Here is a 25175-nt window from a genome sequence, read left to right on the forward strand (position 1 = left end):
GTGATCGTTTTGGTGCCGAAGGGGATCATGCCTACTTTTACGCTAATGATTGGACAACTGTTCTAGAGGTATGGCAGCAAACCGCCTTTGTGCATCGATCAGAAGGAACAGACACCGACGCATCGCTCTCGTTCTGAGCACATCCTTACTTGGGGGCTGTGCCATGACCGACAACCAAGGATCGATCGTGTTGAAGGTGGCGCAAGCCAGCAATGAAAACGAACAACACTCCGACCATCGTTTTGAGACAGAACGGAAGATCACCAGGAATTTTCAACAGCAATTAAAAGAAATGCAGCCTGGAATCAAGCTGCATCCGTCGATCTATCCCGAAGAATCTCTAGTGAGGGCGCTGAAAACTCAAACCAACAGCGGCCTAGGACCGGACCTTGTGATTGCAGATAGCAATCAAGCCCTGAGCCTTCTTGCCTTGGGTCTGACCGATCCCATCAAGCTGACGAAAGAGCGTCAAAACTTGATCAACCCAGCAGCCCTAGAGCGCGTTAAGACAGCCAACGGATCCCTAGCGGGGCAACCGGTCTCGCAGTATTTCCAGATGGCTTGCTTCGATAAACGCAAGCTCAAAAAAGCTCCTGAAACACTCAAAGAACTGTCCGAGGCGAGTGGCACTGGCACGATCTTTGGAATGGTTACCAACCTCCAGGATCTTTACTGGAGCCTTGGCAGCTTCGGGGCGGGCGAGGCATTAACAGCCTCGTTAGCAGGTCAAAAAGTCACTGTGGCGGCCCATGAACGCCTAACGCAATGGATGCGTTGGCTCAAGGCATCCAGCTATCAGCAAAATATCGTGTTCTTACGAAATCAAGCCGCACTTCGAAAGGCGTTTATCAAGGGCGACATGCATTGGATCAGCTGTTGGAGTACCCAGCTACCCCAACTCCGTGAAAAGATCAAAGATCATCTCGGCATCGCCCCATTACCAAGTGGAGAGTTTGGACGGGCAACACCGATCACACGCTTGCAAGTTTGGGCTCTTGGTAAAAACTCAAGTAGACGCCAACGAGCGGAAAGCCTGAACTTGCTGGATTTCATGGTGCAACCCTGGGCTCAGAAAACCTACGCTCTCACATACCGGACGGGCTTTCCAGTTAATCCTGCAGCGGCAATGATCGTTAGCAAACAATTACCCCCAGGGTTCTCTAAGTTTAGCGAGGAAGAAAACAAGCGTGTAAGCCGCGGTGATGCCATTGTCTCGGCAATTGATGAAAAACCAAGATTAAAAAGAGGGATTCAGTCCACACTCAATGAGTTAATTTTCGAAGGATTGTCTCCCGAAAAAGCGGCCACTGAACTCGAAAACCAGATGAAGGCGAAGCGATGACTCTTTCCATGTCTTATCTCATCACTATCAACCCAGGGGCAATTCTCAACGAGCTCCTGAGCTGGTTGGCATATCTGAGTCGTGCGACTGTGGTTCTCCAACTCCTTTTAGTTGGAGTTGTGATGGTGGCAGAACAACGTGGCGCACTGCGGCGCCGCGTAGAGCACAGGCTGGTTCCTGAGTACATCCGAGTGCTGATCGGTCCCCTACTGCTTTTAATCAGTTCCAGTCTTTTCCTTTTAGTGGGCTTGCCATGGGGATTACTACGCTATTTCGGGCTCCTCTGGCTGGGATGGATGTCATTCACACCCTTAAAAACATTAATTTCACGCATCAACAAAAAGTTTCCTGTTGATGAATTAGAAAGCACATTTTTAAGACCAATCTACGTCATCGTGGCCTCAACCTCCTTCATAAGATTAATGGGGAGCACAGAGAATTTGGCACAAACTCCTGTTGCGAACCTATTTGGAGTTGAGCTCACTCTGGGAAGAATTTACCTCGCGATAATAGCCGTTTATGTAATCATGACGCTCTCCTCAAGGCCTGCAACATTTCTCGCATGGCTTAGTGGTGTGCTGTTTGGAGTCCGCCCCAGAAACAGGCGCGGCTTGGAACTCCTATTTCGCTACAGCGTGATCACCGTTGGCATCATTGGCGTGGCTTACTTCATCGGCATCGACGGAACTGCGTTCATCGCCATCGCTGGCGGATTGTCTGTTGGCATCGGCTTTGGCATTAAGGAAATCATCTCCAATTTCATCAGCAGCATCTGGTTGCTGTTTGAGGGATCAGTTCGCCCCGGAGAGATTCTGATGATCAACGGCGACCCCTGCACAGTGCGAAAACTGGGGCTTAGAGCGACACAATTACGACGCGGACGTGATGGAGCCGAACTATTGATTCCGAATCAAAACTTCTTCACGCAAGAAGCCACATCATTCACCGCAACGGAAACATCAAGACGTGATGGAGTGGTCGTTGGTGCCGCCTACGAGCACGACCCAGACATCATCGTGGAGCTATTAAAAACAATTGCAGAAAAACACAAAAAAGTTCTGGAATACCCTCCAGTCAATGCTTTTGTGATCGACTTCGCAGAGTCTTCGATTAATTACAAGGTTCTTTTCTGGGTCTCCAACCCCCTCGATGCCTTTGAAGTCGGTAGTGATATACGACGAACAATCTGGAAGCAATTTGAACAGAAAGGAATCACCATTCCATTCCCACAACGTCAGGTCTATCCAATGGAGTGGCCTCCCAGCCTGCAACAAAGCCTGCACTCAACTGGAGGCGGAGGTGTAGTGACGCAAGGCGTACAGCCAGAACTGACGGGCAGCGATGAAAAACCCCACAGCGAGGCCTAATCCAAGCCAGAGCGTGGGGGCGTTTGCCCGTCCCAGTACAACTTCAGCCGGAACAGTTGTTAGAAATGCCACCGGAATCACTATGGTAAACAGCAAATGCAAGGGGGCTGGGTAGGCCGCTACGGGATAGCGACCAGAGGCCAACACAGCCCGCAAAACCTCCGTTGCATTCCAGGTTTTCACAAACCAAATGCTGGTCGCTGCAATTAAAAACCAAAGGGAATACAGGATCAATCCACCAGCCAAGAGCATCAGCAACACCACCGCAAAGCCTCCTGGCGACAACGAAGCGCCAGCCTGTTGCCCACCCCAAATCACTAACAACAAACCAAGGACGATCTCCGGCAACCCTGCTGGCGAGATCGTTCGCAACGACAACCAAAACTGACTGTCAATTGGCTTGAGCAAGATGAAATCAAGCGTGCCTTCTCGCACATGGGTCACGATCGAAGACAGGTTGGGGCGCAACCAAGTGCTCGCCACACCATCGAGAACGGTATAAAAACCTTGAACAATCAAGGCTTCATTCCAGCTCCAGCCACCCAACGCTCGTCCTGGTCCAAAAAAGAGCGACAGCATGAATAAGCTGCCAAGCAAACTCAAGCCAACAGCTACCAGCTCAATCACAACATTGAGTTGATACTCCAGCTGCGAAGCCACGGCTGTTCCCCAGAATCGACGGAGACTTTTGAAATAACGCCCCATTCAGGCCCCCATCGCGCTGTAACGCCGAACCCCAGCGCGCCAAAGCAGAAGAACAAGCGGCAACAGCAGCACGATCCAGGTCAACTGGATTGCAAATCCAGCCAACATGTCCACAGGCTGTTCGGCTAAAACGCGCGCCGGAAAGTCAATCAGATAGGGGAATGGCGTCCATTGAGCAAATGTGCGCACAAAGGGAGGGAATGCTGTGATCGGAGCAAGAAGCCCAGACAAGAAAAGAAAGGGAATAAACAACAACCTCTCCAGAGCACTGGCCTTCTCACTCCAAAAACAAAGGGAAGCAATCAGGCTTTGCAACAGAAAAGCGATCGAGAAGGCCATCCATGTGGCCAACCAAGCCAGCACAAAGTGCCCCAAAGATGGCACCCAGAAGGCCTTGGGCTGAATCAGAAAGAAGATCGCGGTAATCACCGCAGCAAAAGGCAAGCGCGTGAGCTGCTCGCCAAGATGACTTGCCACATAACGCCAAAGCGGATGAAGTGGCTGAAGAAGATAAGGAGACAATCTGCCAGTGAGAGCATCTTCTTCAAAGGCGTAAATCATCCAAACAACAGAAAACTGCCGAACCAAAAAAGCACTTAAAAAATAACGATCAAGGCCTACACCATCCATCCCCAACACTCCGCGCGCATCACTGCCATTCCAAAGGCTGAGCATGATGAAAGGGAGCACACCAGAAAGAGCCCACAGGGCAATTTCGGCTCGATATTCCAACATATGGGCATATTCCGTGCCCAACAAAACACGAATAATTTTGCGATTGAGTCCAAAAATCCGCATTAGACGCTTCCCTGGCGAAACAAATCACCAATCAGCTGATCAATCGGGGGATCATTCACCTCCAGATCACGCACTTCAAAGCGTTCCAACAGTTGGGCCACCACAGCCGTGAGCTCATCAGGCTGCACACGCAAGTTGACCTCGCAGTCGCAGCAACTGTCGAGCCGGCCAAGGCCCGCAAACGCTTCAGCCCCAACGGGTGCAGCAAGTTCCAGACGAACATGGCGCTCAGGCGCGAGCCGACTGGCCAAGCGATCAAGCGGGCCGTCATGGAACAAATGCCCCTGATGAATCAACAACACGCGCGGACATAGGGCAGTGATATCGGCCATGTAATGGCTCGTGAGCAGCACAGTGGCACCAGTTCTTTGGTTGTAGTCCGCTAAAAACTGCCGCACCCTCGACTGCGCATTCACATCCAAGCCAAGGGTGGGCTCATCAAGAAACAACACCTCAGGTTGGTGAAGCAAGGCAGCGAGCAGCTCAGCTTTCATGCGCTGGCCCAACGACAACTTGCGAACAGGACGGGTGAGCTCCTCACCCAACTCCAATAAATCAGACAGCTCGGAGATACGGCGCTTGGCGTCCCGATCACTAATGCCATACACAGCAGCATTAACCCTCAAGGAATCCATCGGCGGCAGATCCCAAAGCAATTGCTGCTTTTGCCCCATCACCAGTGTGATCCGACGCAAAAAATCGGGATGTCGCTTTTGTGGTTGATGACCTGCAACGACCACCTGACCTGCACTGGGATAGATCAACCCACACAACATCTTCAAGGTGGTGGTTTTCCCGGCGCCATTGGCACCAAGAAATCCCACCATCTCTCCAGGGGCAATGCTGAAGCTGATGTCACGCACGGCGTGCACATCACGGTGTCGCCTGCGCATGAAGTGTTTCAAGGTTCCAGATAAACCCGGTTGCTTGTCGGCAACCCGGTAAATCTTGCTGAGGCCTTCAACCTCGATCACAACAGAACCATGAGCAACTTGTGGATGTAGGGAACGTTGTGGCGCCACGTGAATGGGAGTTTTAAAGCAGCTGCATTTGGACTGAACATAAGCAGCTGAGAAGGCAGACTGCATGAAGCAAGTCACCACGATGGCTCAATGAAAGAAGAGATCATTCAAGACGTGAATTTGATCCACTCCAACACTGGAGTCTTGATTGGAACTGTGGTCCTCATCCTGCTCTGGCTTGTCCTTGGGCTGATGGAGCGGAGAGGGCAACATCTTGGAGGAATGATCGCGAGAGCAATCCGTAAGCCATTGCTGCTAGGACTCAGCTCCTCTCTGTATTTGGGCTGGCTGGGTCGTCAAATCGCCAACAATGTGGAATGGCTTGATGGCAGCAATGCCATAAAACTCTCAGCCACCATCACAATCCTCGCCGTCATGTGGGCGCTGAGCCGATTAGGCCATGCCGTGATGGAGACCAGGCGTTTTGAGCGCTGGCTCCAGATGGACGACCCGAAAGATCGGTCGATGGCCATCAGTTTTATCGGCCGGATCTACACCATCTTGATCCTGGTGATTGGCTCTGGCGCCTTGATGCTCACCTTCGGCATTCCAGCCACTGCCCTCGCTGCTCTGGCAGGTGGTGCAGGCGTCGGCCTGGCCTTCGGAACGCAAAATATCTCCCAAAACTTTTTTTCCGGTTTCATGCTGTTCTTCAACCGTCCCTTTAAGGAGGGAGATTGGATCAGTACGGACGGAATGGAAGGAACCGTTGAAAACATCGGCTGGTATCACACACGCCTACGCACCTTTGAGCGCCGACCAATGTATATCCCCAACGCAGTCTTTGCGACCAATAGCATCATCAATCCTGGACAGATGTATAACCGCCGGATCCTGGCCAATATTGGCTTGCGATATGAAGACATCCCGGCGATGGATACGATTACCAAACAAGTGCGCGAACTCCTCAAAAGCCACAACGCCATTGACACGAATCAGATCATTCTTGTGCACTTCAATGCTTGGGAAAGCTCATCCCTCAATCTTCAGGTTTACTGTTTCACTAAAACCACAAATTGGCAGGATTACCTAGACATTCAGCAGGAAGTTTTTCTGGGGATTGCAAAAATCGTGAAAAACAATAATGCCGATTTCGCCTTCAATTGCACAACTCTCTATCCCGCGCCCAATTTAAAACCAGAGCAACTATTCCCCTCCAATTGATACTCACTTTTCATCCCAAATCCGCCAACCGTCTGCGTGCCAGGTCAGCCTGAGCCTCCGCTTCAGCAAGCTTTGCCTTGCATTCAGCCACCACCTCTTGCGGAGCCTTGTCCGCAAAGTTGGGATTGCTGAGGCGTCCTGCTAGCCCCTTGATCTCCTTCTCTGCTTTGGCGATGTCTTTTTCAAGACGACCCTGAAGCGCTTCCAGATCCACAAGGCCTTCAATGGGCAGCAACACCTGCAACTCACCGCTGATGCCAGCGAGTGCTTTCGCAACAGGTGCAGCCTCGGCCTGAGCCTGCGTCATCAACTCCACCGATTCCGCTCGCGTGAGCGCGGTGATATCAGGAGTCCCTTGCTCCAACACTGCCATCAGCTCTGGGCGGCTCGTCACGAAACGAACGGGCACCGATTGGGATGGCTTTAAGCCCGCCACAGCTCGCAAATTACGAACCACTCGGATCGCAGCGATCAACTCGGAAAAAGACGCTTCCAAGCCATCATCCAAAGCAACCTCGTCCACAGCCGGCCAAGGCTGAAGCGCTAACAACGTGATGTCGGGCTCAGCCGTCACGCTGTGCCATAGCTCTTCAGTGAGATGGGGCATCAACGGATGCAACATCACATGCATTTGGCTGATCACCTTGGCCAGCACTTGTTTGGCCGTGTGCTGATCCGCCAACGCTGCAGCGCTGGGCTCCTCGCCTGGATTTAGGCGTCGCTTGCTCAGTTCCAAGTACCAATCGCAAACATCGTTCCAAGCGAATTCATACAAACCTTTTGCAGCTTCACCAAGGGCGTAACTGCTGTATCGCGCTGCCGTTTCCCGGTTCACGCGCGCCAACCGCGACAAAATCCAGCGGTCGGCAAGCTGCAACGCTGAAACCTCTGGCTCCCCCAGCTCTGCTGGTATGGCCCCACCCAGATTCATCAAGGCGAACCGGGTGGCATTCCAGAGTTTGTTCGCGAAGTTACGGGAGGCCTCAACCGTGGCGGAGGTGTCCTTCTTGCGGTCGTAGTCCAGGCGGATGTCCTGACCCGCACCCGCCACCTCCCGCACCAAGGCGAAACGCAGGGCATCGGTGCCATAGCGCTCAATCAACAAAAGCGGATCGATCCCGTTGCCGGCGCTTTTGCTCATCTTGCGGTTCTGCTCGTCCCGCACCAGGCCGTGGATATAAACGTCCTTGAAAGGCATCTCACCGGTGAAGGCGCCGGCCATCATCGTCATCCTGGCCACCCAGAAAAAGATGATGTCGAAACCCGTGATCAGGGTGCTGGTGGGGTACCAACGCTGAAAATCAGGTGCATTCTCATCAGGCCAACCCAGGGTTGAAAACGGCCACAACCCACTGGAAAACCAGGTGTCGAGCACGTCTTCGTCCTGCTCAATGCGGGCCTCAGCTCCAAACTTTTCTTTGGCTTGGGCTAGCGCATCGGCTTCATTCCGAGCCACCACATAAGGAGTGGTGTCGGTGTAGTTGCCGCCGGTTTCACTAATCACAAACCAGGCGGGGATGCGATGGCCCCACCACAACTGACGGCTGATGCACCAGTCGCGAATATCCGTGAGCCAGTCGCGATAGACCTTTTCCCAGCGCTCAGGAATAAAGCGAGGGTCCTGTTTCTCGAGTGCTTCTCGACAGCGAGCTGCGAGAGGCTCGGTGTTCACAAACCACTGGGTAGAGAGCAGGGGCTCCACTGGCACCTTGCCCCGGTCGGAGTGGGGAACGCTGTGCCGATAGTCCTCCACCTTGACCAACAAACCCTCCTCGTCGAGGGCTGCCACCACAGCCTGACGCGCCTCAAAGCGATCCATGCCTTCGAAGCGGCCGGCTTCGGCATTCATCGTGCCGTTCTTGCGCATCACCGTGATCTGAGCCAAACCGTGACGCTGCCCAATCGCAAAGTCATTGGGGTCATGGGCCGGTGTGACCTTGACGCAGCCAGTGCCGAACTCTTTCTCCACGTGATCGTCGGAAACGATCGGGATCTGACGGCCCGTAAAAGGAAGGTCAAGGGTCTGACCGACGAGATGGGCATAGCGCTCATCGCTGGGGTTCACTGCTACTGCCGTATCACCGAGCATGGTTTCTGGCCGCGTCGTGGCCACCTCGAGATGGCCATCCCCACTGCTGAGCGGGTAGCGAAAATGCCAGAGATGGCCATCCACCTCTTTCATCTCCACCTCCAGGTCACTCACCGCGGAGCCCGAGGCAGGACACCAATTCACCAGGTATTCACCGCGGTAGATCAAGCCCTGCTCATGGAGACGAACGAAGGCCTCTTTCACCGCCTCGCTAAGACCTTCATCCAACGTGAAGCGTTGTCGCTTCCAGTCGACGGAATACCCCAACCGGCGCAACTGGTCGACAATGCGACCACCACTTTCTGCTTTCCACTGCCAGGCCCGCTCCAAGAAGGCCTCACGGCCAAGGTCATGGCGCGTCTTGCCCTCTTCCTTCAGCTGCTTCTCAAGGATCGTCTGCACTGCGATCGAAGCGTGATCCGTGCCCGGCAGACAAAGCACATTTTTGCCCGCCAACCGTTGATAGCGCACGATCGTATCGATCAGAGCCGTATTAAAGGCATGCCCCATATGCAGGCTGCCGGTGACATTGGGCGGCGGGATCACGACCGCAAACGGTTCACCCTCAGCCTCAGGATCCGGATGAAAGGCTCCCTCGTCCTCCCAAGCCTTCTGCCATCTGGCTTCTGTACCAACCGGGTCATAGGTCTTGGCCAGATCCGACACGGGTAGAGCCCATACAAGCCATTCATGGTCGCAAAAGACGTTTTCGAGCGGCTTGACAGCGATGATCAAACAGCGTCAATGCCAAAGATCCATGGGCTCCACTTCCAACGATCTCAGCACTGCCATCCAGCAGATGCTTGAAACTGTGGCCCAGAACGATGAGCTCAAGAGGGGCTTGCGGATGGCCACCACAGCGGCTGCCGTTAGCGAGGTGGCAGCAAAGGCAGGGTTTGAGATCGCCCCTGGTGCACTCGTGAAGCATTACGCCCAACGCCTGCTCGAGGCGTCCGATGCAACCGCAGTCCACAATTTCGATCTCTGCAGCTGGGATGCCGGAGAGCTTCTATGGGCGATGAACAATTGGCGTGTTCAGGACTGAGCAAGCCGCTTGAGGTACTCCTTCTGAGCCCCAGCATTAATCCAACCTGTTGCAATCGTCTTGCTCAAATCTGGATTCACACGCCCCCGATGAATGTGGGATGGGCCTGCTGGGAATATCACTAATTTGCCGCGTTCGGCAGGTTCGTGATGGTTTTGCCAATGGAATTCCGTACCGGCCTCTTCCACGGTGTCGCAATAAAGAATCCAAGCCAAGACACGATGCACTGGCTCAGTCGCTTCATCGCTGATGGTCCAATCGCAATGCCACTGCTTAAAACCTTCTCCAGGCGCATAGCGCTGCAGGTTGAAGATGGGCATCACAAACAACTCCTGATCCGGGCAAACCGAACGGAACAGAGGTCTTTCGTCTAGGTAGCGCTCTAATCCAGCGGCCACGCCGCGCGAGATCACCTCAGATAATCCAAAGGCATCTGGATCACTGCGATCAATCGCAACCAAACTGATATCCGTAGACACCTTGGCCGGTTCGTCTGCACCGCCTGGCCCAAAGGCCACCCCAGCCCGCTGAAGATCCGTGCGCCGATCAAAAAAGGCCATGGCACCATCAGCCACCGCTTCAAAACCAGCGTTGCGATACCGAGCGATTAAGTCTGTAGACATCAGGATTCAGGACGTTTCCAGGGAATCGCAACAACACCATCGAGAGCTTGCCACTCGCTGCGATCGGCACTCACAAGCTCCAACAAATCAACCCGCTTTAAGGCACGGGTCAAACACTCGGGAGCCAAAACTGAAGGATCTTGTGGAGCCTGAGACAGCAACAGCACCTGAGAATCCGCTGGATCCGCCAAAACATGGAGCTCAAGATCACCCAGCTCTCGCTCAAAAAATGTGCGGCGCATCCGAGTGGTAATCCGTTCACCAAGGGCCTGAGCGAAATGCTCAAAACTCTCCTTATCCGTGGATAGTCCGCAATTCAGCGCAAGCCAGATCATTAATTTGACCCAGCTATCCACAGTCCAAAGCGGTTGAAAACTGAGGCGGTGCTGTCGAATCAGCTCCAAAAGAGCAAAGTCCACAAGGGTTCCCTGCAGTTGATCAGGATCCGGAAGGCTCATACCGAACATCTGCTGCAAGACATCTTCCCCCCTGGAGGTCAAACTGGTAACGCCAACGACCGGCTCGGACCATGACCCTGGATCTCAACGATCCCGAACTCGAATTCTCGGATCTGGTTTACGCCTATCAGAGCTGGGTGATGGCCGTCATCAATGACGAGAAGCTCGAAGGCGATGACCAGCTCCTGACAGACGAGATCGCCGAAGACGCCCTCAACGCCATGAGATTCCTCCCAGGCGAAGTAACGAGCGCGATCGAAACGTCCCTTGCCCGTGTCTACGACGTGGATGCCGACGAACTAGCGGACTTGCTGTTCCCCGAAGACTGATTCCAACAGCGAGACTGGACGCTCTCTGACGCCTGCTCCATGGGCTGGACCCTGAAGGACATCCCAGACCAAACTGGACGCGTGGCCCTCGTCACCGGGGCCAACAGCGGCCTGGGCTTAGAAACCACGCGTGCGCTTTTGCAAAAAGGTGCCACCGTGCTCATGGCATGCCGCAGCCAACGCAAAAGCGAAGCGGCACGCCGTGACTTGCTGGATCTCGGCAGAACGGGCGTTGACCTGTTGGATCTTGATTTATCCGATCTCAACATTGTTGAACGTTGCGCCAACGTTGTCCAAGAGCGATACGGACGCCTGGACCTGTTGATCAACAACGCGGGCCTGATGGCACCGCCAAGACGGTTGAGCGTCCAAGGCTTCGAGATGCAGTTTGCTGTGAACCATCTTGGGCACATGGCTCTCACCCAAAGGCTTCTTCCCCTGATGGAAGGCCGCTCTGATGCGCGTGTGGTCACGGTGACCTCTGGCGCTCAATATTTCGGCAAAATGCAGTGGTCAGATCTGCAAGGTGAGCAGCGCTACGACCGATGGAGTGCCTACGGCCAAAGCAAATTGGCCAATGTGATGTTTGCGCTCGAGCTCAACCAGCGGCTTCAGCAGCAAAACAGCACCGTGATCTCTCTCGCCGCCCATCCAGGCCTGGCCCGTACCAATCTTCAACCAGTCTCCATTGCCGCGACCGGTGCCTGGCAAGAGTCCCTGGCCTACCGGCTCATGGATCCCTTATTCCAAAGTGCCGCGATGGGCGCACTGCCCCAATTGCATGCAGCAACAGCAAGCAACGCTAAGGGTGGAGAGCATTTCGGTCCAGGTGGGTTTGCCTCCATGCGTGGAATGCCAACACGTCAGCCTGTGGCCCGTACGGCCAGAGACCCCCAACAACGCGAGCGTCTTTGGACGACCAGCGAAGACATGATTCAATCCACAATGAGCAAGGTCTGAATCACCATGAAGACCCAGCCGTCCGCAAGCCGAAATCGACAACAACGCCTGCTCGAAGCCTTGCGTAGCTCTGGCGACGAAATGAGTGGGCAACAGCTTCATCGTCTCTTAGAGAACGGGGCTAGCGCCATGGGACTCGCCACGGTGTACAGGAACCTCAGGCAACTGCAGCAACAGGGTCTTGTGCGCTGCCGGCATTTACCCACCGGGGAGGCCCTTTATGCCCCGATTGAACAGGACCGTCATCACCTCACCTGCGTGGACTGTGGAAGGACCCAAACATTGGATCGTTGCCCGATTCACGGACTCTCCATCTCAACCGAAGAACAGTCTGGCTTCAAAATGTTGTTCCACACCTTGGAATTCTTCGGCATTTGCTCTGAGTGCCAACACAATCAGCCTTAATCAGCCTGCACACACGGATCAACTTCCACTGCAGCGGTTGACGGCAAAGGCCCGTTTCTGAGCAAAACTACCTTTGGCTTCCTGAATGACTTCATCCACACAATGGTCAAAATATCGAGCCTGATTTGCAATCGGAGCAATTTGGACCGAGAAATAAATCACAGAAAATGTAGCCAGCACTGGATATAGATGGGCATTAATCAGATCGCGTGCTTTTGACATGGACTGCTCCCCAAGGATCAAGCTTGATCATGACCAATCTGCAGCCAAAAGAAACCATCCAACAAGAAATCGTTTCATTCCTTACGGAACAAAAATGAATGACATCTGAGCGAATCCATGTCCGCAAATCGCATTTCGCCAAATCACCTATCGCCACAAAATCACTGCCTAAACGAAAGAAATTAGCGTAAGCAAGACCAAGGCGCAAACCATAAAAAACCCCGCATGACACGGGGAAAAGACAGATTACAGCAACCCATTTAAAACCAAAGAGATCTCACCACTTCACTCGAATCTTCCCACCGTTAGGGCCTTGGAATGTAACGCCACCTTCTGGTTTCTGAGGTTCATAGCGAGGCCCCCAGTTAATTGGCCTACGCCCTTTCCACCAGTCTCCGTTGCGCTTGCAAACACCACGACCTTCGTAGTGATAGCCGATCGCACAAACTTGATGGTCCCGCCTGTTTTTGGGTTTGCAATATCCAGAGCTGTATCCCGCGCCCGTCTGAACCCAGTGCCGATTAGGACCACAATTTTGCGCCGCACTCACAGGCAGGCCAGCAAAAGAGAGTGATTGCAATGCGGCAAAGCAGGCAATTGCCACATATTCAACTTTCAGCATCCAGTTCCCCTACAAATTCCAACCATGGCTCTTGACTGCCTGGATGTCAGCCAATCTTTGCAATGTTTCCTCATCGCTCGAGCGAGCAAAGCGCGAGCCAAAAAAGGCATTCGGCCGTGGTCAACGCTAAACCACTATTTAAAAAGATCGTATCGACGGCTCAGCACAAACGCGTGTTCGGGCGATGGGGGGATTTCACTGTCACGCCACACTCGATCAACTAGCGATTATTTGTGGGTTCTGAATTGAATTCAAATGTCCACTGAAATTCGTAATTGGGATGTTGTTGCCAAAGCTATGGAGGCATCAGGTGCAACATCGAGCCAAATGTATCAACGCGCCAAAGCATTAGCCCAAGGCAAACTTGACCCAATGCCAACCAGTGTTCCTGAGGCTCCTTACAGCATTTCAGCGATTGCTGGTTAATCACAACACGCCACTCAAGTCGTCCTTCAACGTGTCCTGCCGCCTTCACTGCCGGCAGGACACACTTCATTCACAACTGATCAATCTCAGCGCAAGTTTTATGTCCATTCAGCAGACCTGTAAACGCTACGCCATTCGATATCGAGATTCATGCGGATCGCCTCATGAAGACAATGTCTATGCCTCAGATGCAATGGAGGCACAACATTTAGCAATGGAGTTCAACGAAGAACTCATGCAAAGGCCCCACAGCATTACAGCTGTCCTTCAAACACCTGAATAACGCAACTCAATACATGAGTGAAGGAAGCCCATAAACGAGGTTTAAGAGTATGGCGCATGCTTAAAGCAAAAACAGACCGTTCAAGACTCACGCCAAGACGAAATAGTCAGGTCCTGAAACCGAACCTTCCGATACGGCTGCCCCCCTTCCAGGCGTAGGGGAGCAGATCTAGACAGACCTGAGCCCACTTGGAGACATCGATAACCACAATAATCCTCCATACCCCAATGGGCTTCGTCACCAGAGATGGCGAAGGTCACGACAAGGTGTATGCCAAAAAGCCACAAATGAACGCTTGGCCATGCTTGGCTTCGTTGCTGCCGTAATCACAGAAATAAATACGGGCGAGAGCTTATTGCATGCGATCGGGCTTTAACAAGCTCAAAAATGATCATTTTATCGAATGAAAACCATGAAACTATTCTCTGCCCTTGCTGCCATTACTCTGATGACTGTTCCAGCACAGGCAACGATGGGAGCAAAACCAAATCTCTTCAAGGAAATACTTTATTACGCCGAGGGGCGACAACACCCTGACCACCCACTGCATGGATTTTTCTGGCCTATGTTGCGATATAGGCAATTAAAGCATTCAATAACTTAAAAGCCAAAAGCAAAGGGGGCCTGCACATTCAGGCCAAGGAAATCAACAAGATAACTCCGAGCAGCTTGACCATTACCCAGGACACGCTGCTCGCCTTGTCGGATGGAGCTCTTATCTAGTTTTTCAGCACACATTCAGACGAATGCTTCACGAACAAACCCATATCCAAACAAGTCACTAGCGAAAACTCATCCAGCCTCAAGTTCAAAAGACTGTTCAAGCAAACAACGGAACAGCTGATCTTTGCTTTCTGCTAAAAACTGTTGCTCGAGGGGATCACCGCCAGGCCAATTGCGCAGCGCATCGCAAGTGGTTTTGTACGCCAATCGCAACGCTTCTCGGCTTAAGTGGACAGTCGCGACGATTTCTTCGGAATGATCCTGTGACATGGGATAACTCGTTATTTTTCAGAAATGACCCGTGCTGTAGCAGCCTTTTGCATGAAGTAAAGGTCTAAAAGCTGTCCAGCTACTTCTTTAAGCTCATCCATATCGCTGGCCTGTTGGATAGCCCCCTGAAGCCGAAGCTTCTCGAATTGGAAGTGGAGAGGCAAACCCATGGCGAAGCAGTCATTCCAATCAAATGTAAAGAACCATCAAGATTCAATTGGTAGTCATTTCTACTCAAAGCAAATCCCATGTCTCGGCCCATGGCCATGCGCCATGGAGTGCAGCTCTAGCTGGTCGCGCCGCAGCAAACACGGACTTTTGAAGGTGAGCTGAGATGGGCGATCCAGGTTTCGAACCAGGGACATCCTGCTTGTAAGGCAGGCGCTCTACCGCTGAGCTAATCGCCCTTAGACAGGGATTCTGCCTGAAGATGGCAGGCTACGTCCAACATTGTTTCTAAAGCATGGCTTCCGGCCGGAAGCACGATCGCGCCACCTGTGTCCTCGCTCTGATCTACGGGGCCATCTGGTGGCCATGGCTAGGGATCAGTGGTGCCGCCGGCAGTGCCGCGGCCTTTTTATTCGGCGGCCTCTTTCTTTCTCCTGATCTCGATATCAATTCCAGGCCCTATCAACGCTGGGGTGTGCTGCGCTGGCTGTGGTGGCCCTACCAACGCCTGATCCATCACCGCTCGGTGCTATCGCACAGTCCATTCCTAGGAACGGCGATTCGGCTCGCCTATCTCAGCCTCCTCGTAGCGGCGATCAGCTGGCTAGGCAGCCGTTGGGGAACGCCTACGCCAGATCAATGGCGCAGCTGGCTGCAACAGGCATGGAACGAATCATCAAACGCCATTTTGATCGGGCTGATTGGTCTTGAAGCAAGCGCTTGGCTGCATCTGATTCAGGACGGGGACCCCATGCCAAAACTGCCGATCAAGCGTCCGCTGTCTCACAAACGAAGACGCCGACGCCGAGGTTGACCTTGACCTAGACCTTGACGCCCTCGTTGGGCACGGCTGGTGGCTGTCCTGCCAACGAGACTTAAAGACTCCTCCACCTACCCCCATGAGCGACGCCATGCACGATCTGGTCGAGGTGGTCGCGCAATTACGCGACCCCGACCACGGTTGCCCTTGGGACCTCAAGCAAACGCATCAGACCTTGGTGCCCTATGTCCTAGAGGAAGCTCACGAAGTCGTGGACGCGATCCGCCATGGGGATGATCGGCACCTCAAGGAGGAGTTAGGCGATTTGCTTCTGCAAGTGGTGCTCCATGCCCAACTTGCTCAGGAACAACAACGCTTCGATCTCGACGCGATTGCGCGTGGAATCACGGACAAGTTGATTCGCCGCCATCCGCATGTCTTTGGCCATGCAGAAGCCCATGACAGCGAAACCGTCTCCGCGAATTGGGACAGCATCAAAGCCGCAGAACAAGCGGAACGGGGAGAGGTTTCCTCCGAATCAACCAGCCCATTGAGCGATCAACTCACCAAGAAAGTCCGTGGACAACCCGCTCTGGCTGGAGCGATGACCATCTCGCGCAAAGCCGCAAAGGCAGGGTTTGAGTGGGATGACATGAAGGGGGTTTGGGACAAAGTGCATGAGGAGCTTGATGAACTCAAGGAAGCGGTGTCTTCTGGTGATCAACAACATGCTCAGGAAGAGCTTGGTGACTTGTTGTTCACGCTTGTGAATGTGGCTCGCTGGTGTGAGATCCAGCCGGAAGAAGGCCTCGCCGGCACCAACCAGCGCTTTCTCGATCGCTTCTCTCGCGTGGAAACCGCCCTGGGAGGAGATCTCCAAGGACGCAGCATCAAGGAGCTTGAAAGGGTGTGGCAACAAGCAAAGCTGGCAATCCGTGCTGAACAAGCCTCCAAGCCCACAGCACCCAACAACCACCCCTGACAGGGAGCAAGCGCCCCATCGATCAATCGTCCAAGGACGGACGCTGTTGGCGATTTCTTTTGATCTGACCGCGACGCCCTTTGGCCTCAAGCCGTCGCTGCACCGCACCTCTGCCAGGCCGCGTAGCCCGGCGCTGGGGAGGCGGTGGCTTCAATCCCTCACGCAACAGATCAGCAAGCCGAGCCATCGCTCGCTGGCGGTTTTGCCACTGAGATCGCTCCTCTGCTGCCACCACACGCACACAACCATCCACCAGTCGCGATCCCAGTACCTCCATCAATCGTTGTCGCCGAAAGGGGCCCAGCGCCGACGAATTCGCCAGATCGAACACCAGCTCAACCCTAGAATCCGTGGTGTTCACGCCCTGCCCTCCAGGACCTGAAGCGCGAGAAAACCGCCATTGAAGCTCCCTTGAAGGGATCACCAGGCGAGCATTCACGGTGAGGTCCTGGGGCATCGTTCCAGCACTCCGTCACGGCATCAATCGCTGAACGACCGACTGACACCCCTGACCTTGGCATTTCGCCCTCAAGCCGGTGCTGGTTTTAGCTGGATGGAGCGAACGTCTAGCGACCCGCCATGACCACGGCACCTCAGACCAGTGGCAACTGGATCGATGAGCACCACAACGGCGTGCGCTACGGCCTGGAGGGACGCGTGCTGGTGGACGAGACCAGCCCGTTTCAGCGCATCACTGTGATCGATAGCCAGCGCTACGGGAAAGGACTCCTCTTGGACGGCTGCTGGATGACGGCAGAACACCAGGAACGCCACTATCACGAGCCATTAGTCCATCCTGCGCTCTGTTCGGCCGAGGCCATCGAGCGCGTGCTGGTGATCGGCGGTGGTGATGGCGGGACCGCCCGCGAATGCCTGCGCCACCCAGGGGTGAAGCACCTCGACATGGTGGAGATCGACCGCCGGGTTGTGGAGCTCAGTCAAGAACACCTCCCTTCAATCGGAGGCGGGTGCTGGAACGACCCCCGCTTCCAGCTGAGAATTGGGGATGGAATCGCCTGGGCTGCTGAAGCTGAAGACGCGTCTTACGACGTTGTGCTGGTGGATGGATCCGACCCCACGGGGCCCGCGGAGGGCCTGTTCAACCGTGCCTTCTTTGGCCACTGCTGCCGCATCCTCAAGCCGGGGGGTGTCTTTGCCACTCAAAGCGAATCACCCGAAGCCTTCCGCCAAGTGCACATCGACATGGTGAAGGTCATTCGGGAGCTGTTTGGCCACGCTGATCCTCTCTACGGCTGGGTGCCGATGTATCCCAGTGGCTGGTGGAGCTGGACCTTTGCGGCAAAGGATGGGCCCCGTTACCTCACCGTTCAAACCGAACGCTCCACGGCCGTGGCCGAAGGGTGTGCCATCTGGAGTCCCCGCTGGCAGCAAGGAGCCTTCCACACCATTCCAGCCTTCATTGAACGGGAACTCAATCCATGACCAATCCAACAACCCGAACGATTGATCAGAACCTGTTTGACGATGAGGGTGCCATTTTCATGGGAGCACGGCGCAATCCAAGCGGATGCCGCGTGGCCCTCTTTGGCGTTCCCTATGACGGCACCACCTCATTCCGCCCTGGCACCCGCTTTGGCCCAGCCGCGATTCGTGAGGTGAGCACAGGTCTTGAGACCTACTGCCCCCAGCTGGATCGGGACCTCGAAGACCTCGCTTACGCCGACATAGGAGCTGTTGAGATTCCCTATGGCGATCCGGAGCCCGTTGTGAATGCCGTGCGCCACGCCACCAGCACAGTGCTAGCTGCAGGGCTGAAACCGCTGATGCTTGGCGGTGAGCATTCCATCAGTTCTGGTGCGGTTGCTGCTGTAGCGGAGCAACACCCCGACCTCGTGCTCGTGCAACTCGATGCCCATGCCGACCTCCGGCAAGAGTGGCTTGGAACCCGTCACAGCCATGCCTGCGCCATGCGCCGCTGTTTGGAGGTGCTTCCCAGCCAACAGCTCATGCAGATTGCGATCCGTAGCGGCACCTGTGATGAGTTCAAAGAACTGCGTCGCAGCGGACGCCTGATCTCCATTCAAGACATCCCGGAGCGAATGAACGCGCTCAGGGGACGGCCGATCTACCTCACGGTGGACCTCGACTGGTTCGACCCGGCTGTGATGCCAGGGACAGGGACCCCAGAACCAGGTGGATTTGTGTGGAACGATTTCGCAGCCGTCATCAACGAGCTAAACCATCACCGCCTCATCGGCGCAGACGTGGTGGAACTCGCTCCCCAACTCGATCCGAGTGGGATCAGTAGCGTTTTGGCGGCCAAAGTCACACGCAGCCTGCTGCTGTTGCTGGCCCAATAGGCAACGCAAACCATCGCTCAGGCATTCAATCAACGGCATGAAACATCAAACAACCAAGCATGAAAGACTTGGCATTGATAAGCCCCCTAGCCCTCAAGCCTCAACAAAGAAGCCAAAACGACCAAAATGAATGCTGAGCCGCATTCACAGCCGAACTGTTCGTTCGGAAACCTGATCAGACGTTTGCATCGAATCACAAAAATCCAACTGACGATCCATTGGGATCAACAGAGGCTCCTGAAGATTGAGCTCGGGAAGTGATGGTGGACGACACGTCCAGTGGTGACAAAACACCTGGTTCGCCAACTCCGCATGAACGGAGAGTCGTCGTAACCGACACCATCCAGATCCTGTTGCTGCAGGGGGAGTGCAGTGCACGCAGGATTGACAACTTGACTGAGTCACATCTCACCTGCCGAAACGCGTGCTCAGACTAAGGACGCTTGCCAAAGCGGACCACAAAACCGCCGCAATCTGCTGCTTTGCTTCCAATTCCAGAATTGATCCCAATTCAAGCGCAAATTGGTTCATAGGATTTAAGCGCCAGCACCTCAGTCATGGACAAGAACTTCACACCGCTCCATGACCTCTGCATCGCGGCCGGAGGTCGCATGGTGTCTTTCGCTGGATGGGAGATGCCCGTTCAGTTTTCAGGGCTCATGGCTGAACACAAGGCCGTACGCAGCGAAAGCGGCATGTTTGATATCTCCCACATGGGAGTTCTGCGCATTGAAGGTGCCAATCCCAAAGATGCTTTACAAGAACTCGTACCAAGTGATCTGCACCGAATCGGTCCGGGGCAAGCCTGCTATTCGGTGTTGCTGAATGAGCAGGGCGGAATCATTGATGACTTAATCATTTACGACCTCGGGCCATCGTTGGTAAACGCGAACCACGAAACCTTGCTGGTTGTGATCAATGCAGCTTGCGCAGAAACCGACACAGCCTGGATTCGCCACCATCTTGAGAAAGCTGATCTGCAGGTCCTCGACGAAAAGAAGGACGGGGTGTTGGTCGCTCTCCAAGGGCCAACGGCCATCAGCCTGCTGGAGCGATTGAGTGGCAGCGATCTCAGCGAGCTACCGCGCTTTGGCCACTGCAGTCTCAACATTCACGGGCTGAAAGCTCCGGTTTTCACAGCCCGCACGGGCTACACCGGAGAGGATGGCGTGGAGCTGCTGCTCAACGCAGACGACGGACGGCAGCTCTGGCAGCAATTGCTTGAGGAGGGCGTGACACCCTGCGGCCTTGGCGCTCGCGACACCCTGCGACTGGAAGCCGCCATGCATCTCTACGGCCAAGACATGGACGCCGGCACCACCCCCTTTGAGGCGGGCTTGGGGTGGCTGGTGCATCTGGAGATGCCAGCCAGCTTCATCGGACGGGACGCGCTTGAACAAGCCGCTGAACAGGGACCGTCCAAGCGTCTGGTGGGCTTGAAGCTGAAGGGGAGGTCGATTGCTCGCCACGATTACCCCGTCATCCACAACGGGACGACCGTGGGCGTGGTGACAAGCGGCAGCTGGTCTCCCACCCTCGAAGAGCCCATTGCTCTCGCCTCCGTTCCCCCAGCCCTCGCCAAACTCGGCACAGAGCTGAGTGTGGAGATCCGTGGGCAGCTGCAGCCGGCCACTGTCGTGAAACGCCCCTTCTATCGCCGTTCCCAGTAGAGGCACGGGCTCCTGGGCACAGGTTGTGGGCACAGGCTGTGGGAAACTCGCCTCTCTCCAGCGAAACTCCCATGCGCAGCAACGGATGCGGCGACCTGCGCGACACGCACATCGACGAAACCGTTCAGCTCTGCGGCTGGGTGGATCGTCGCCGCGACCATGGCGGGGTGATTTTTATCGACCTGCGCGACCGCAGCGGCACGGTTCAAATCACCGTGGATCCCGACCTAGGTGCTGATGCCTTTGCCGTTGCCGAACACTTGCGCAGTGAAACCGTCTTGCAAGTCGAGGGATTGGTTCGGGCCCGTCCTGGTGAGTCGCTGAATGACCGACTGGCCACCGGTGCGGTGGAGGTTTTAGCGAGCAGCATCCACGTGCTCAACAGGGTGAAGGGCACGCTGCCCTTTCCTGTGTCTGTGCATGACGAGGAAAACACGCGCGAAGAACTGCGCCTCCGCCACCGCTTCTTAGATCTGCGCCGCAAGCGCATGAACGACAACCTGCGCTTGCGTGCCCAAACGATCCAAACGGCACGGCGATTCCTTGAAGACGAAGGGTTTATCGAAGTGGAAACTCCGGTGCTGACCCGCTCAACCCCAGAGGGCGCCAGGGATTACATCCTTCCCAGTCGCGTCTGCGGCGGTGAATGGTTCGCACTCCCCCAGTCCCCGCAGTTGTTTAAGCAGTTGCTGATGGTGGGCGGCATTGAGCGGTACTACCAAGTGGCTCGCTGCTTCCGCGATGAGGACCTACGGGCGGATCGGCAACCTGAGTTCACGCAACTGGACATGGAGATGAGCTTCATGGGCCAGGAAGAGATCCTCGCGCTCAACGAGCGTCTGATTGCCGCCATCTGGAAAACGGTCAAAGGGATTGATCTGCCTCTGCCCTTTCCACGCCTGACCTGGCACGAGGCGATGGAGCGCTACGGCACGGATCGCCCCGACACCCGTTATGGCATGGAGCTCACCAATGTGAGCGACATCGTGAAAGACATGGGCTTCAAGGTGTTCAGTGGAGCCGTGAAGTCCGGCGGCTCCGTGAAGTGCATTGCGGTTGCCGGAGGCAATGACGCTGTGTCCAATGTGCGGATCAAACCCGGTGGTGATGTGTTCAGCGAAGCCCAAGCGGCAGGAGCCGGTGGCTTGGCCTTCATCCGGGTGCGAGAGGGCGGCGAAATCGACACCATCGGTGCCATCAAGGACAACCTCTCAGACGAGCAAAAGCAAACCCTGCTGCAGCGCACCGGGGCTGAGCCAGGAACCCTGCTGCTCTTTGGCGCTGGAGACACCGCGACGGTGAACAAAGCTCTCGACCGCGTGCGCCAGTATCTCGCCAAAGAGATGGGGCTCATGAAGCCCGACAGGGACAACGATCAGTGGAATTTCCTCTGGGTCGTCGATTTCCCGATGTTCGAATTCAACAAGGACAAAAATCGGCTGGAAGCCCTGCACCATCCCTTCTGCGCCCCAAACACCACCGACCTGGGCGATAACGCTGAAGATTGGGCAAAAAACCTCCCCACAGCACGAGCTCAGGCCTACGACCTGGTTCTCAACGGACTGGAACTAGGAGGGGGCTCCTTACGCATCCACGACTCCGCCCTGCAACGTGAAGTCCTGAACAGCATCGGGCTTGCTCCGGAAGAGGCCCAAGAGCAGTTCGGCTTCTTGGTTGATGCCCTCGACATGGGCGCACCTCCCCACGGTGGACTGGCGTTTGGTGTGGACCGCATGGTGATGTTGCTCGCCGGAGAGGACTCCATCCGCGACACGATTGCGTTCCCGAAAACCCAGCAGGCACGTTGCCTCATGACGGCAGCGCCGGCAGGGGTCTCCGAGCAGCAGCTCGAGGATCTGCATGTCGCGAGCACCTGGGTCGATCCCGTGACAGAGAACACTGACTAGTCGGAGCGCAAAACCCGAACAGAAACCGACGTTTCTGCAGACCAACTGGCTTAAACCGAGACCCTTGAGACATCTCATCGAATTCTCAGTCCTTTGTCCGCCAGCTCCTCATCGACGGGATCCACCCCGATCCGCTGGAGCGGCGGCAACGACCTGTTGCGTCTCTACTTGCAGGACATCGGTCGGGTAGACCTGCTCACCGCTGAAGACGAGGTGGTGTTGTCGCGCCTCGTGCAGCAATACGAGCGCCTAAAGCGCGAAGAACGTCAATTCGCCGAAGATCATCCTGCAATCGAACGGTTGCTATGCCTTGAGGAACTGCAGTTGAGAGAGGCGAACCATCTCTCTCACTGGCCCACAAGACAGGAATGGGCACGGGCTGCCGAGATGCCTTTGCAAGAGCTGAACCTGGCCCTCACCGAGGGCTATCAAACCTGGGCGGATCTGATCACCTCCGACAGCCGTGACCTGCAACGGCGTCTGCGTGAGGGGCGGAAGGCCCGTGACCGGATGATCCAGGCCAATTTGCGCTTGGTGGTGGCCGTAGCGAAGAAGTACCAGCACCGAGGCATGGAGCTGCTGGATCTCGTCCAGGAAGGCACGTTGGGGCTGGAACGGGCGGTCGAAAAGTTCGATTCCACCCGAGGCTTTCGCTTCAGTACCTACTCCTACTGGTGGATTCGCCAAGGCATCACCAGGGCGATCGCCACCCAAAGCCGCACCATCCGCCTCCCCGTCCACATCACCGAAAAGCTCAACCGCATCAAACGGGTGCAGCAAGAAATTGCCAGCACGGAGGGGCGCACCGCTTCGGTGACAGATCTTGCGAGGGAGCTGAGCGTCAGCGAAGACACCGTGCGTCAAACCCTGGCTCGCGTCCCCCGTTCCGTCTCCCTGGAAACCAAGGTGGGCCGTGATCAAGACACCCAGCTTGGCGAGCTCCTCGAAGACGAGCACGCCACACCAGAGCAGACCCTGACCCGTGATGCACTCCACGACGATCTCGAACACCTGCTGGATGAGCTCACCCCGAGGGAAGCCACCGTGATTCGCTGTCGCTTTGGACTTGAAGACGACACTCCCCGAACCCTCGCTCAAATCGGCGAAGACATGAACCTCTCCCGCGAGAGGGTGCGTCAGATCGAAACCCGAGCGCTTTTGAAGCTGCGCCAACCCCAGCGCCGCAGCAAGGTGCGCGATTACATCCAAGCCCTGGATTCCTAAACCAACCAGCCGTTTCCACTCTCATCAACCATGGCTAGTCACTCCGCCATCGACATCGGCATCACCAGCACACAACGGGAAGAGATCGCGGCTGCAATCAGCCGCCTGCTCGCAGATACCTACGTGCTGTACGGCAAAACCCACGGCTTCCATTGGAACGTGACCGGGCCGATGTTCAACACGTTGCACCTGATGTTCATGAACCAATACACCGAGCTGTGGAACGCCCTCGACGTCATCGCTGAACGCATTCGCGCCCTTGGCGTTTTGGCTCCCCATGGCGGATCCACCCTGGCCGGCTTGGCCTCGATCCCAGAAGCAGAGCAACAACCTGCAGCCCTCGACATGGTGCGTGAGCTGGTGGCTGGCCATGAGGCCGTGGCCCGTACGGCACGAAGCATCTTTCCGCTGGCAGAGGCTGCTAACGACGAACCGACTGCTGACCTGCTCACCCAACGGCTTCAGATCCACGAAAAAACAGCCTGGATGCTGCGCAGCCTGCTGGAAAACTAAGCATCACTCCAGGCTGGAGTTGACCGCAAGCTCAAAAGGAACCGCCCGATTGGGAAGTTTCAAGAGTTCAGCACTCATCGACGCGATGTCCTCGGGCTGAGTCATCGCTTCGGCTTCCATCGCCTGCGTTGGCCAGCGATCGCTCGAACCGCTGCGCACAGCAGCCGCCATATCCGTATTCACCCAGCCAGGACAAATCGCCGTCACCCGAATTCCTGCAGCCCAGCCCTCATTGCGCATGGTTTGGCAGAGACCAAGCAGGGCAAATTTGCTGGCGCTGTAGGCCGCCAGGCGACCCTTGCTGCGCTTCCCACTCATGGAAACCAAAACCTGGATGCGACCTTCTCCATGGGATGCCAACTGCGGCCAGGCAGCGCGCGTCAACCACCACGGTCCCATCAGGTTCACATTGATGGTGTGGGCGATTTCATGCTCTTCGCTCGGCTCAAACAGAAGCGGCACACGGCTGAAGATCCCAGCGCTATGGATCACGCTGTCGAAGCCACCAAAATGCTCGATGGTGGAATCAACCCAGGCCTGGGCCGCCGCTGGGTCCTCAGCCGCATAGGGCTGAAGCAAGACCCGTTCACTCCCAACCAAGTCAGGGTCAAGGGGGGTCTGTCTCAACACTTCCAAATCGCGAAGCCCAAGGCTGAGGCGATGGCCGTCAGCAAGAGCGCGTTCAGCGACAGCTCGACCAATCCCACGACTTGCACCACTAATCAGGAGAGTGCGCACAGCTACACGGGTGAAGGTCTACAGCGGTAAATTGACACG

General features: G+C 55.4%; 28 protein-coding genes and 1 tRNA gene. 16 read left to right on the top strand and 13 right to left on the bottom strand.

From position 1 onward, the window contains the following. Positions 1-163 precede the first annotated feature (163 nt). Positions 164-1342, top strand: coding sequence for an ABC transporter substrate-binding protein (locus tag SynROS8604_RS14930; RefSeq protein ID WP_255445102.1), 1179 nt, complete (start codon positions 164-166; stop codon positions 1340-1342). Beyond that, entirely contained in the window at positions 1339-2709 is a 1371-nt protein-coding gene (locus SynROS8604_RS14935) for a mechanosensitive ion channel family protein (protein ID WP_186544575.1), read from the top strand. The genes SynROS8604_RS14930 and SynROS8604_RS14935 overlap by 4 nt, the downstream gene beginning before the upstream one ends. On the opposite strand, the gene SynROS8604_RS14940 is transcribed toward SynROS8604_RS14935, so the two are convergent. The 3 genes from SynROS8604_RS14940 to SynROS8604_RS14950 are packed head-to-tail and all read right to left on the bottom strand — an operon-like array spanning position 2626 to position 5186. Further along, positions 2626-3414 (bottom strand): ABC transporter permease, encoded by a 789-nt coding sequence (locus SynROS8604_RS14940; RefSeq protein ID WP_186544576.1) that lies wholly within the window; start codon positions 3412-3414, stop codon positions 2626-2628. The two genes, SynROS8604_RS14935 and SynROS8604_RS14940, sit on opposite strands and share 84 nt — an antisense overlap. Beyond that, positions 3415-4212: an ABC-2 family transporter protein gene (locus SynROS8604_RS14945; RefSeq protein WP_186544577.1), complete on the bottom strand. Its 798-nt coding sequence runs from the start codon at positions 4210-4212 to the stop codon at positions 3415-3417. It abuts the gene before it with no gap. Further along, positions 4212-5186 carry an ATP-binding cassette domain-containing protein gene (locus tag SynROS8604_RS14950; RefSeq protein ID WP_186546061.1) on the bottom strand — a complete coding sequence of 325 codons (975 nt, stop codon included), beginning with the start codon at positions 5184-5186 and terminating at the stop codon, positions 4212-4214. The genes SynROS8604_RS14945 and SynROS8604_RS14950 overlap by 1 nt, the downstream gene beginning before the upstream one ends. A 138-nt stretch (positions 5187-5324) precedes the next feature. Between SynROS8604_RS14950 and SynROS8604_RS14955 the strand changes: the two genes are divergently transcribed. Next, complete coding sequence (locus tag SynROS8604_RS14955) at positions 5325-6398, top strand: mechanosensitive ion channel family protein (protein WP_186544578.1); 1074 nt, start codon at positions 5325-5327, stop codon at positions 6396-6398. Positions 6399-6408: 10 nt separating this feature from the next. Here SynROS8604_RS14955 and SynROS8604_RS14960 read toward each other — a convergent pair whose 3' ends face one another. Continuing rightward, positions 6409-9153: a valine--tRNA ligase gene (locus SynROS8604_RS14960; protein WP_186544579.1), complete on the bottom strand. Its 2745-nt coding sequence runs from the start codon at positions 9151-9153 to the stop codon at positions 6409-6411. Between the two features lie 91 nt (positions 9154-9244). On the opposite strand from SynROS8604_RS14960, the gene SynROS8604_RS14965 reads away from it, so the two are divergent. Then, entirely contained in the window at positions 9245-9532 is a 288-nt protein-coding gene (locus SynROS8604_RS14965; RefSeq protein WP_255445105.1) for a hypothetical protein, read from the top strand. Here SynROS8604_RS14965 and SynROS8604_RS14970 read toward each other — a convergent pair. Both SynROS8604_RS14970 and SynROS8604_RS14975 read right to left on the bottom strand, forming a co-directional pair. Further along, positions 9523-10155, bottom strand: a complete 633-nt coding sequence (locus SynROS8604_RS14970) for a 2OG-Fe(II) oxygenase (protein ID WP_186544581.1) — start codon at positions 10153-10155, stop codon at positions 9523-9525. The two genes, SynROS8604_RS14965 and SynROS8604_RS14970, sit on opposite strands and share 10 nt — an antisense overlap. Beyond that, positions 10155-10622 (bottom strand): protein phosphatase, encoded by a 468-nt coding sequence (locus SynROS8604_RS14975; protein WP_186546063.1) that lies wholly within the window; start codon positions 10620-10622, stop codon positions 10155-10157. The genes SynROS8604_RS14970 and SynROS8604_RS14975 overlap by 1 nt, the downstream gene beginning before the upstream one ends. Positions 10623-10684: 62 nt before the next feature. Between SynROS8604_RS14975 and SynROS8604_RS14980 the strand changes: the two genes are divergently transcribed. The 3 genes from SynROS8604_RS14980 to SynROS8604_RS14990 are packed head-to-tail and all read left to right on the top strand — an operon-like array spanning position 10685 to position 12307. Beyond that, entirely contained in the window at positions 10685-10942 is a 258-nt protein-coding gene (locus tag SynROS8604_RS14980) for a hypothetical protein (protein ID WP_006854188.1), read from the top strand. 39 nt (positions 10943-10981) lie between these two features. After that, positions 10982-11902, top strand: a complete 921-nt coding sequence (locus tag SynROS8604_RS14985; RefSeq protein ID WP_186544582.1) for an oxidoreductase — start codon at positions 10982-10984, stop codon at positions 11900-11902. 6 nt (positions 11903-11908) lie between these two features. Beyond that, positions 11909-12307, top strand: coding sequence for a Fur family transcriptional regulator (locus SynROS8604_RS14990; RefSeq protein ID WP_186544583.1), 399 nt, complete (start codon positions 11909-11911; stop codon positions 12305-12307). Positions 12308-12325: 18 nt separating this feature from the next. Here SynROS8604_RS14990 and SynROS8604_RS14995 read toward each other — a convergent pair whose 3' ends face one another. Next, positions 12326-12529: a hypothetical protein gene (locus SynROS8604_RS14995; protein ID WP_186544584.1), complete on the bottom strand. Its 204-nt coding sequence runs from the start codon at positions 12527-12529 to the stop codon at positions 12326-12328. Between the two features lie 877 nt (positions 12530-13406). On the opposite strand from SynROS8604_RS14995, the gene SynROS8604_RS15000 reads away from it, so the two are divergent. After that, complete coding sequence (locus SynROS8604_RS15000; RefSeq protein ID WP_186544585.1) at positions 13407-13577, top strand: hypothetical protein; 171 nt, start codon at positions 13407-13409, stop codon at positions 13575-13577. A 1075-nt stretch (positions 13578-14652) separates the two neighbouring features. Here the strand turns inward: SynROS8604_RS15000 and SynROS8604_RS15005 are convergent. From SynROS8604_RS15005 to SynROS8604_RS15015, 3 genes are all read right to left on the bottom strand, one after another. Further along, entirely contained in the window at positions 14653-14853 is a 201-nt protein-coding gene (locus SynROS8604_RS15005; protein WP_006854199.1) for a hypothetical protein, read from the bottom strand. A gap of 11 nt (positions 14854-14864) precedes the next feature. Continuing rightward, entirely contained in the window at positions 14865-15023 is a 159-nt protein-coding gene (locus SynROS8604_RS15010; RefSeq protein WP_006854200.1) for a hypothetical protein, read from the bottom strand. Positions 15024-15188: 165 nt separating this feature from the next. Further along, a tRNA-Val gene (locus SynROS8604_RS15015) sits at positions 15189-15260 on the bottom strand. 56 nt (positions 15261-15316) lie between these two features. Here SynROS8604_RS15015 and SynROS8604_RS15020 point away from each other — a divergent pair. Both SynROS8604_RS15020 and mazG read left to right on the top strand, forming a co-directional pair. Next, positions 15317-15835 (top strand): metal-binding protein, encoded by a 519-nt coding sequence (locus SynROS8604_RS15020; protein ID WP_186544586.1) that lies wholly within the window; start codon positions 15317-15319, stop codon positions 15833-15835. A gap of 85 nt (positions 15836-15920) precedes the next feature. After that, entirely contained in the window at positions 15921-16763 is an 843-nt protein-coding gene (mazG, locus tag SynROS8604_RS15025) for a nucleoside triphosphate pyrophosphohydrolase (protein ID WP_186544587.1), read from the top strand. A gap of 22 nt (positions 16764-16785) precedes the next feature. On the opposite strand, the gene arfB is transcribed toward mazG, so the two are convergent. After that, positions 16786-17220, bottom strand: a complete 435-nt coding sequence (gene arfB, locus SynROS8604_RS15030; protein WP_115071375.1) for an alternative ribosome rescue aminoacyl-tRNA hydrolase ArfB — start codon at positions 17218-17220, stop codon at positions 16786-16788. Positions 17221-17342: 122 nt separating this feature from the next. On the opposite strand from arfB, the gene speE reads away from it, so the two are divergent. Beyond that, a complete protein-coding gene (gene speE / locus SynROS8604_RS15035; protein WP_186544588.1) occupies positions 17343-18206 on the top strand; it encodes a polyamine aminopropyltransferase in 864 nt (287 codons plus the stop codon). Continuing rightward, positions 18203-19084 carry an agmatinase gene (gene speB, locus SynROS8604_RS15040; protein ID WP_186544589.1) on the top strand — a complete coding sequence of 294 codons (882 nt, stop codon included), beginning with the start codon at positions 18203-18205 and terminating at the stop codon, positions 19082-19084. The genes speE and speB overlap by 4 nt, the downstream gene beginning before the upstream one ends. 144 nt (positions 19085-19228) lie before the next feature. Here the strand turns inward: speB and SynROS8604_RS15045 are convergent, their stop codons facing one another. Continuing rightward, positions 19229-19462, bottom strand: a complete 234-nt coding sequence (locus SynROS8604_RS15045) for a hypothetical protein (RefSeq protein ID WP_186546112.1) — start codon at positions 19460-19462, stop codon at positions 19229-19231. Between the two features lie 179 nt (positions 19463-19641). Here SynROS8604_RS15045 and gcvT point away from each other — a divergent pair, with 179 nt between their 5' ends. The 4 genes from gcvT (at position 19642) to SynROS8604_RS15065 (ending at position 24398) form a co-directional block, all read left to right on the top strand. Next, positions 19642-20754, top strand: coding sequence for a glycine cleavage system aminomethyltransferase GcvT (gene gcvT, locus SynROS8604_RS15050; protein WP_186544590.1), 1113 nt, complete (start codon positions 19642-19644; stop codon positions 20752-20754). Positions 20755-20825: 71 nt separating this feature from the next. Continuing rightward, positions 20826-22661 carry an aspartate--tRNA ligase gene (gene aspS / locus SynROS8604_RS15055; protein WP_186544591.1) on the top strand — a complete coding sequence of 612 codons (1836 nt, stop codon included), beginning with the start codon at positions 20826-20828 and terminating at the stop codon, positions 22659-22661. Between the two features lie 93 nt (positions 22662-22754). Continuing rightward, positions 22755-23885 carry an RNA polymerase sigma factor, RpoD/SigA family gene (locus tag SynROS8604_RS15060; RefSeq protein WP_038014277.1) on the top strand — a complete coding sequence of 377 codons (1131 nt, stop codon included), beginning with the start codon at positions 22755-22757 and terminating at the stop codon, positions 23883-23885. A gap of 30 nt (positions 23886-23915) precedes the next feature. Then, a complete protein-coding gene (locus tag SynROS8604_RS15065; protein ID WP_186544592.1) occupies positions 23916-24398 on the top strand; it encodes a Dps family protein in 483 nt (160 codons plus the stop codon). A gap of 3 nt (positions 24399-24401) precedes the next feature. On the opposite strand, the gene SynROS8604_RS15070 is transcribed toward SynROS8604_RS15065, so the two are convergent. Further along, a complete protein-coding gene (locus SynROS8604_RS15070; RefSeq protein ID WP_186544593.1) occupies positions 24402-25136 on the bottom strand; it encodes an SDR family NAD(P)-dependent oxidoreductase in 735 nt (244 codons plus the stop codon). Positions 25137-25175: the final 39 nt, after the last annotated feature.

This window comes from Synechococcus sp. ROS8604 (genome assembly GCF_014279655.1).
GTDB lineage: Bacteria > Cyanobacteriota > Cyanobacteriia > PCC-6307 > Cyanobiaceae > Synechococcus_C.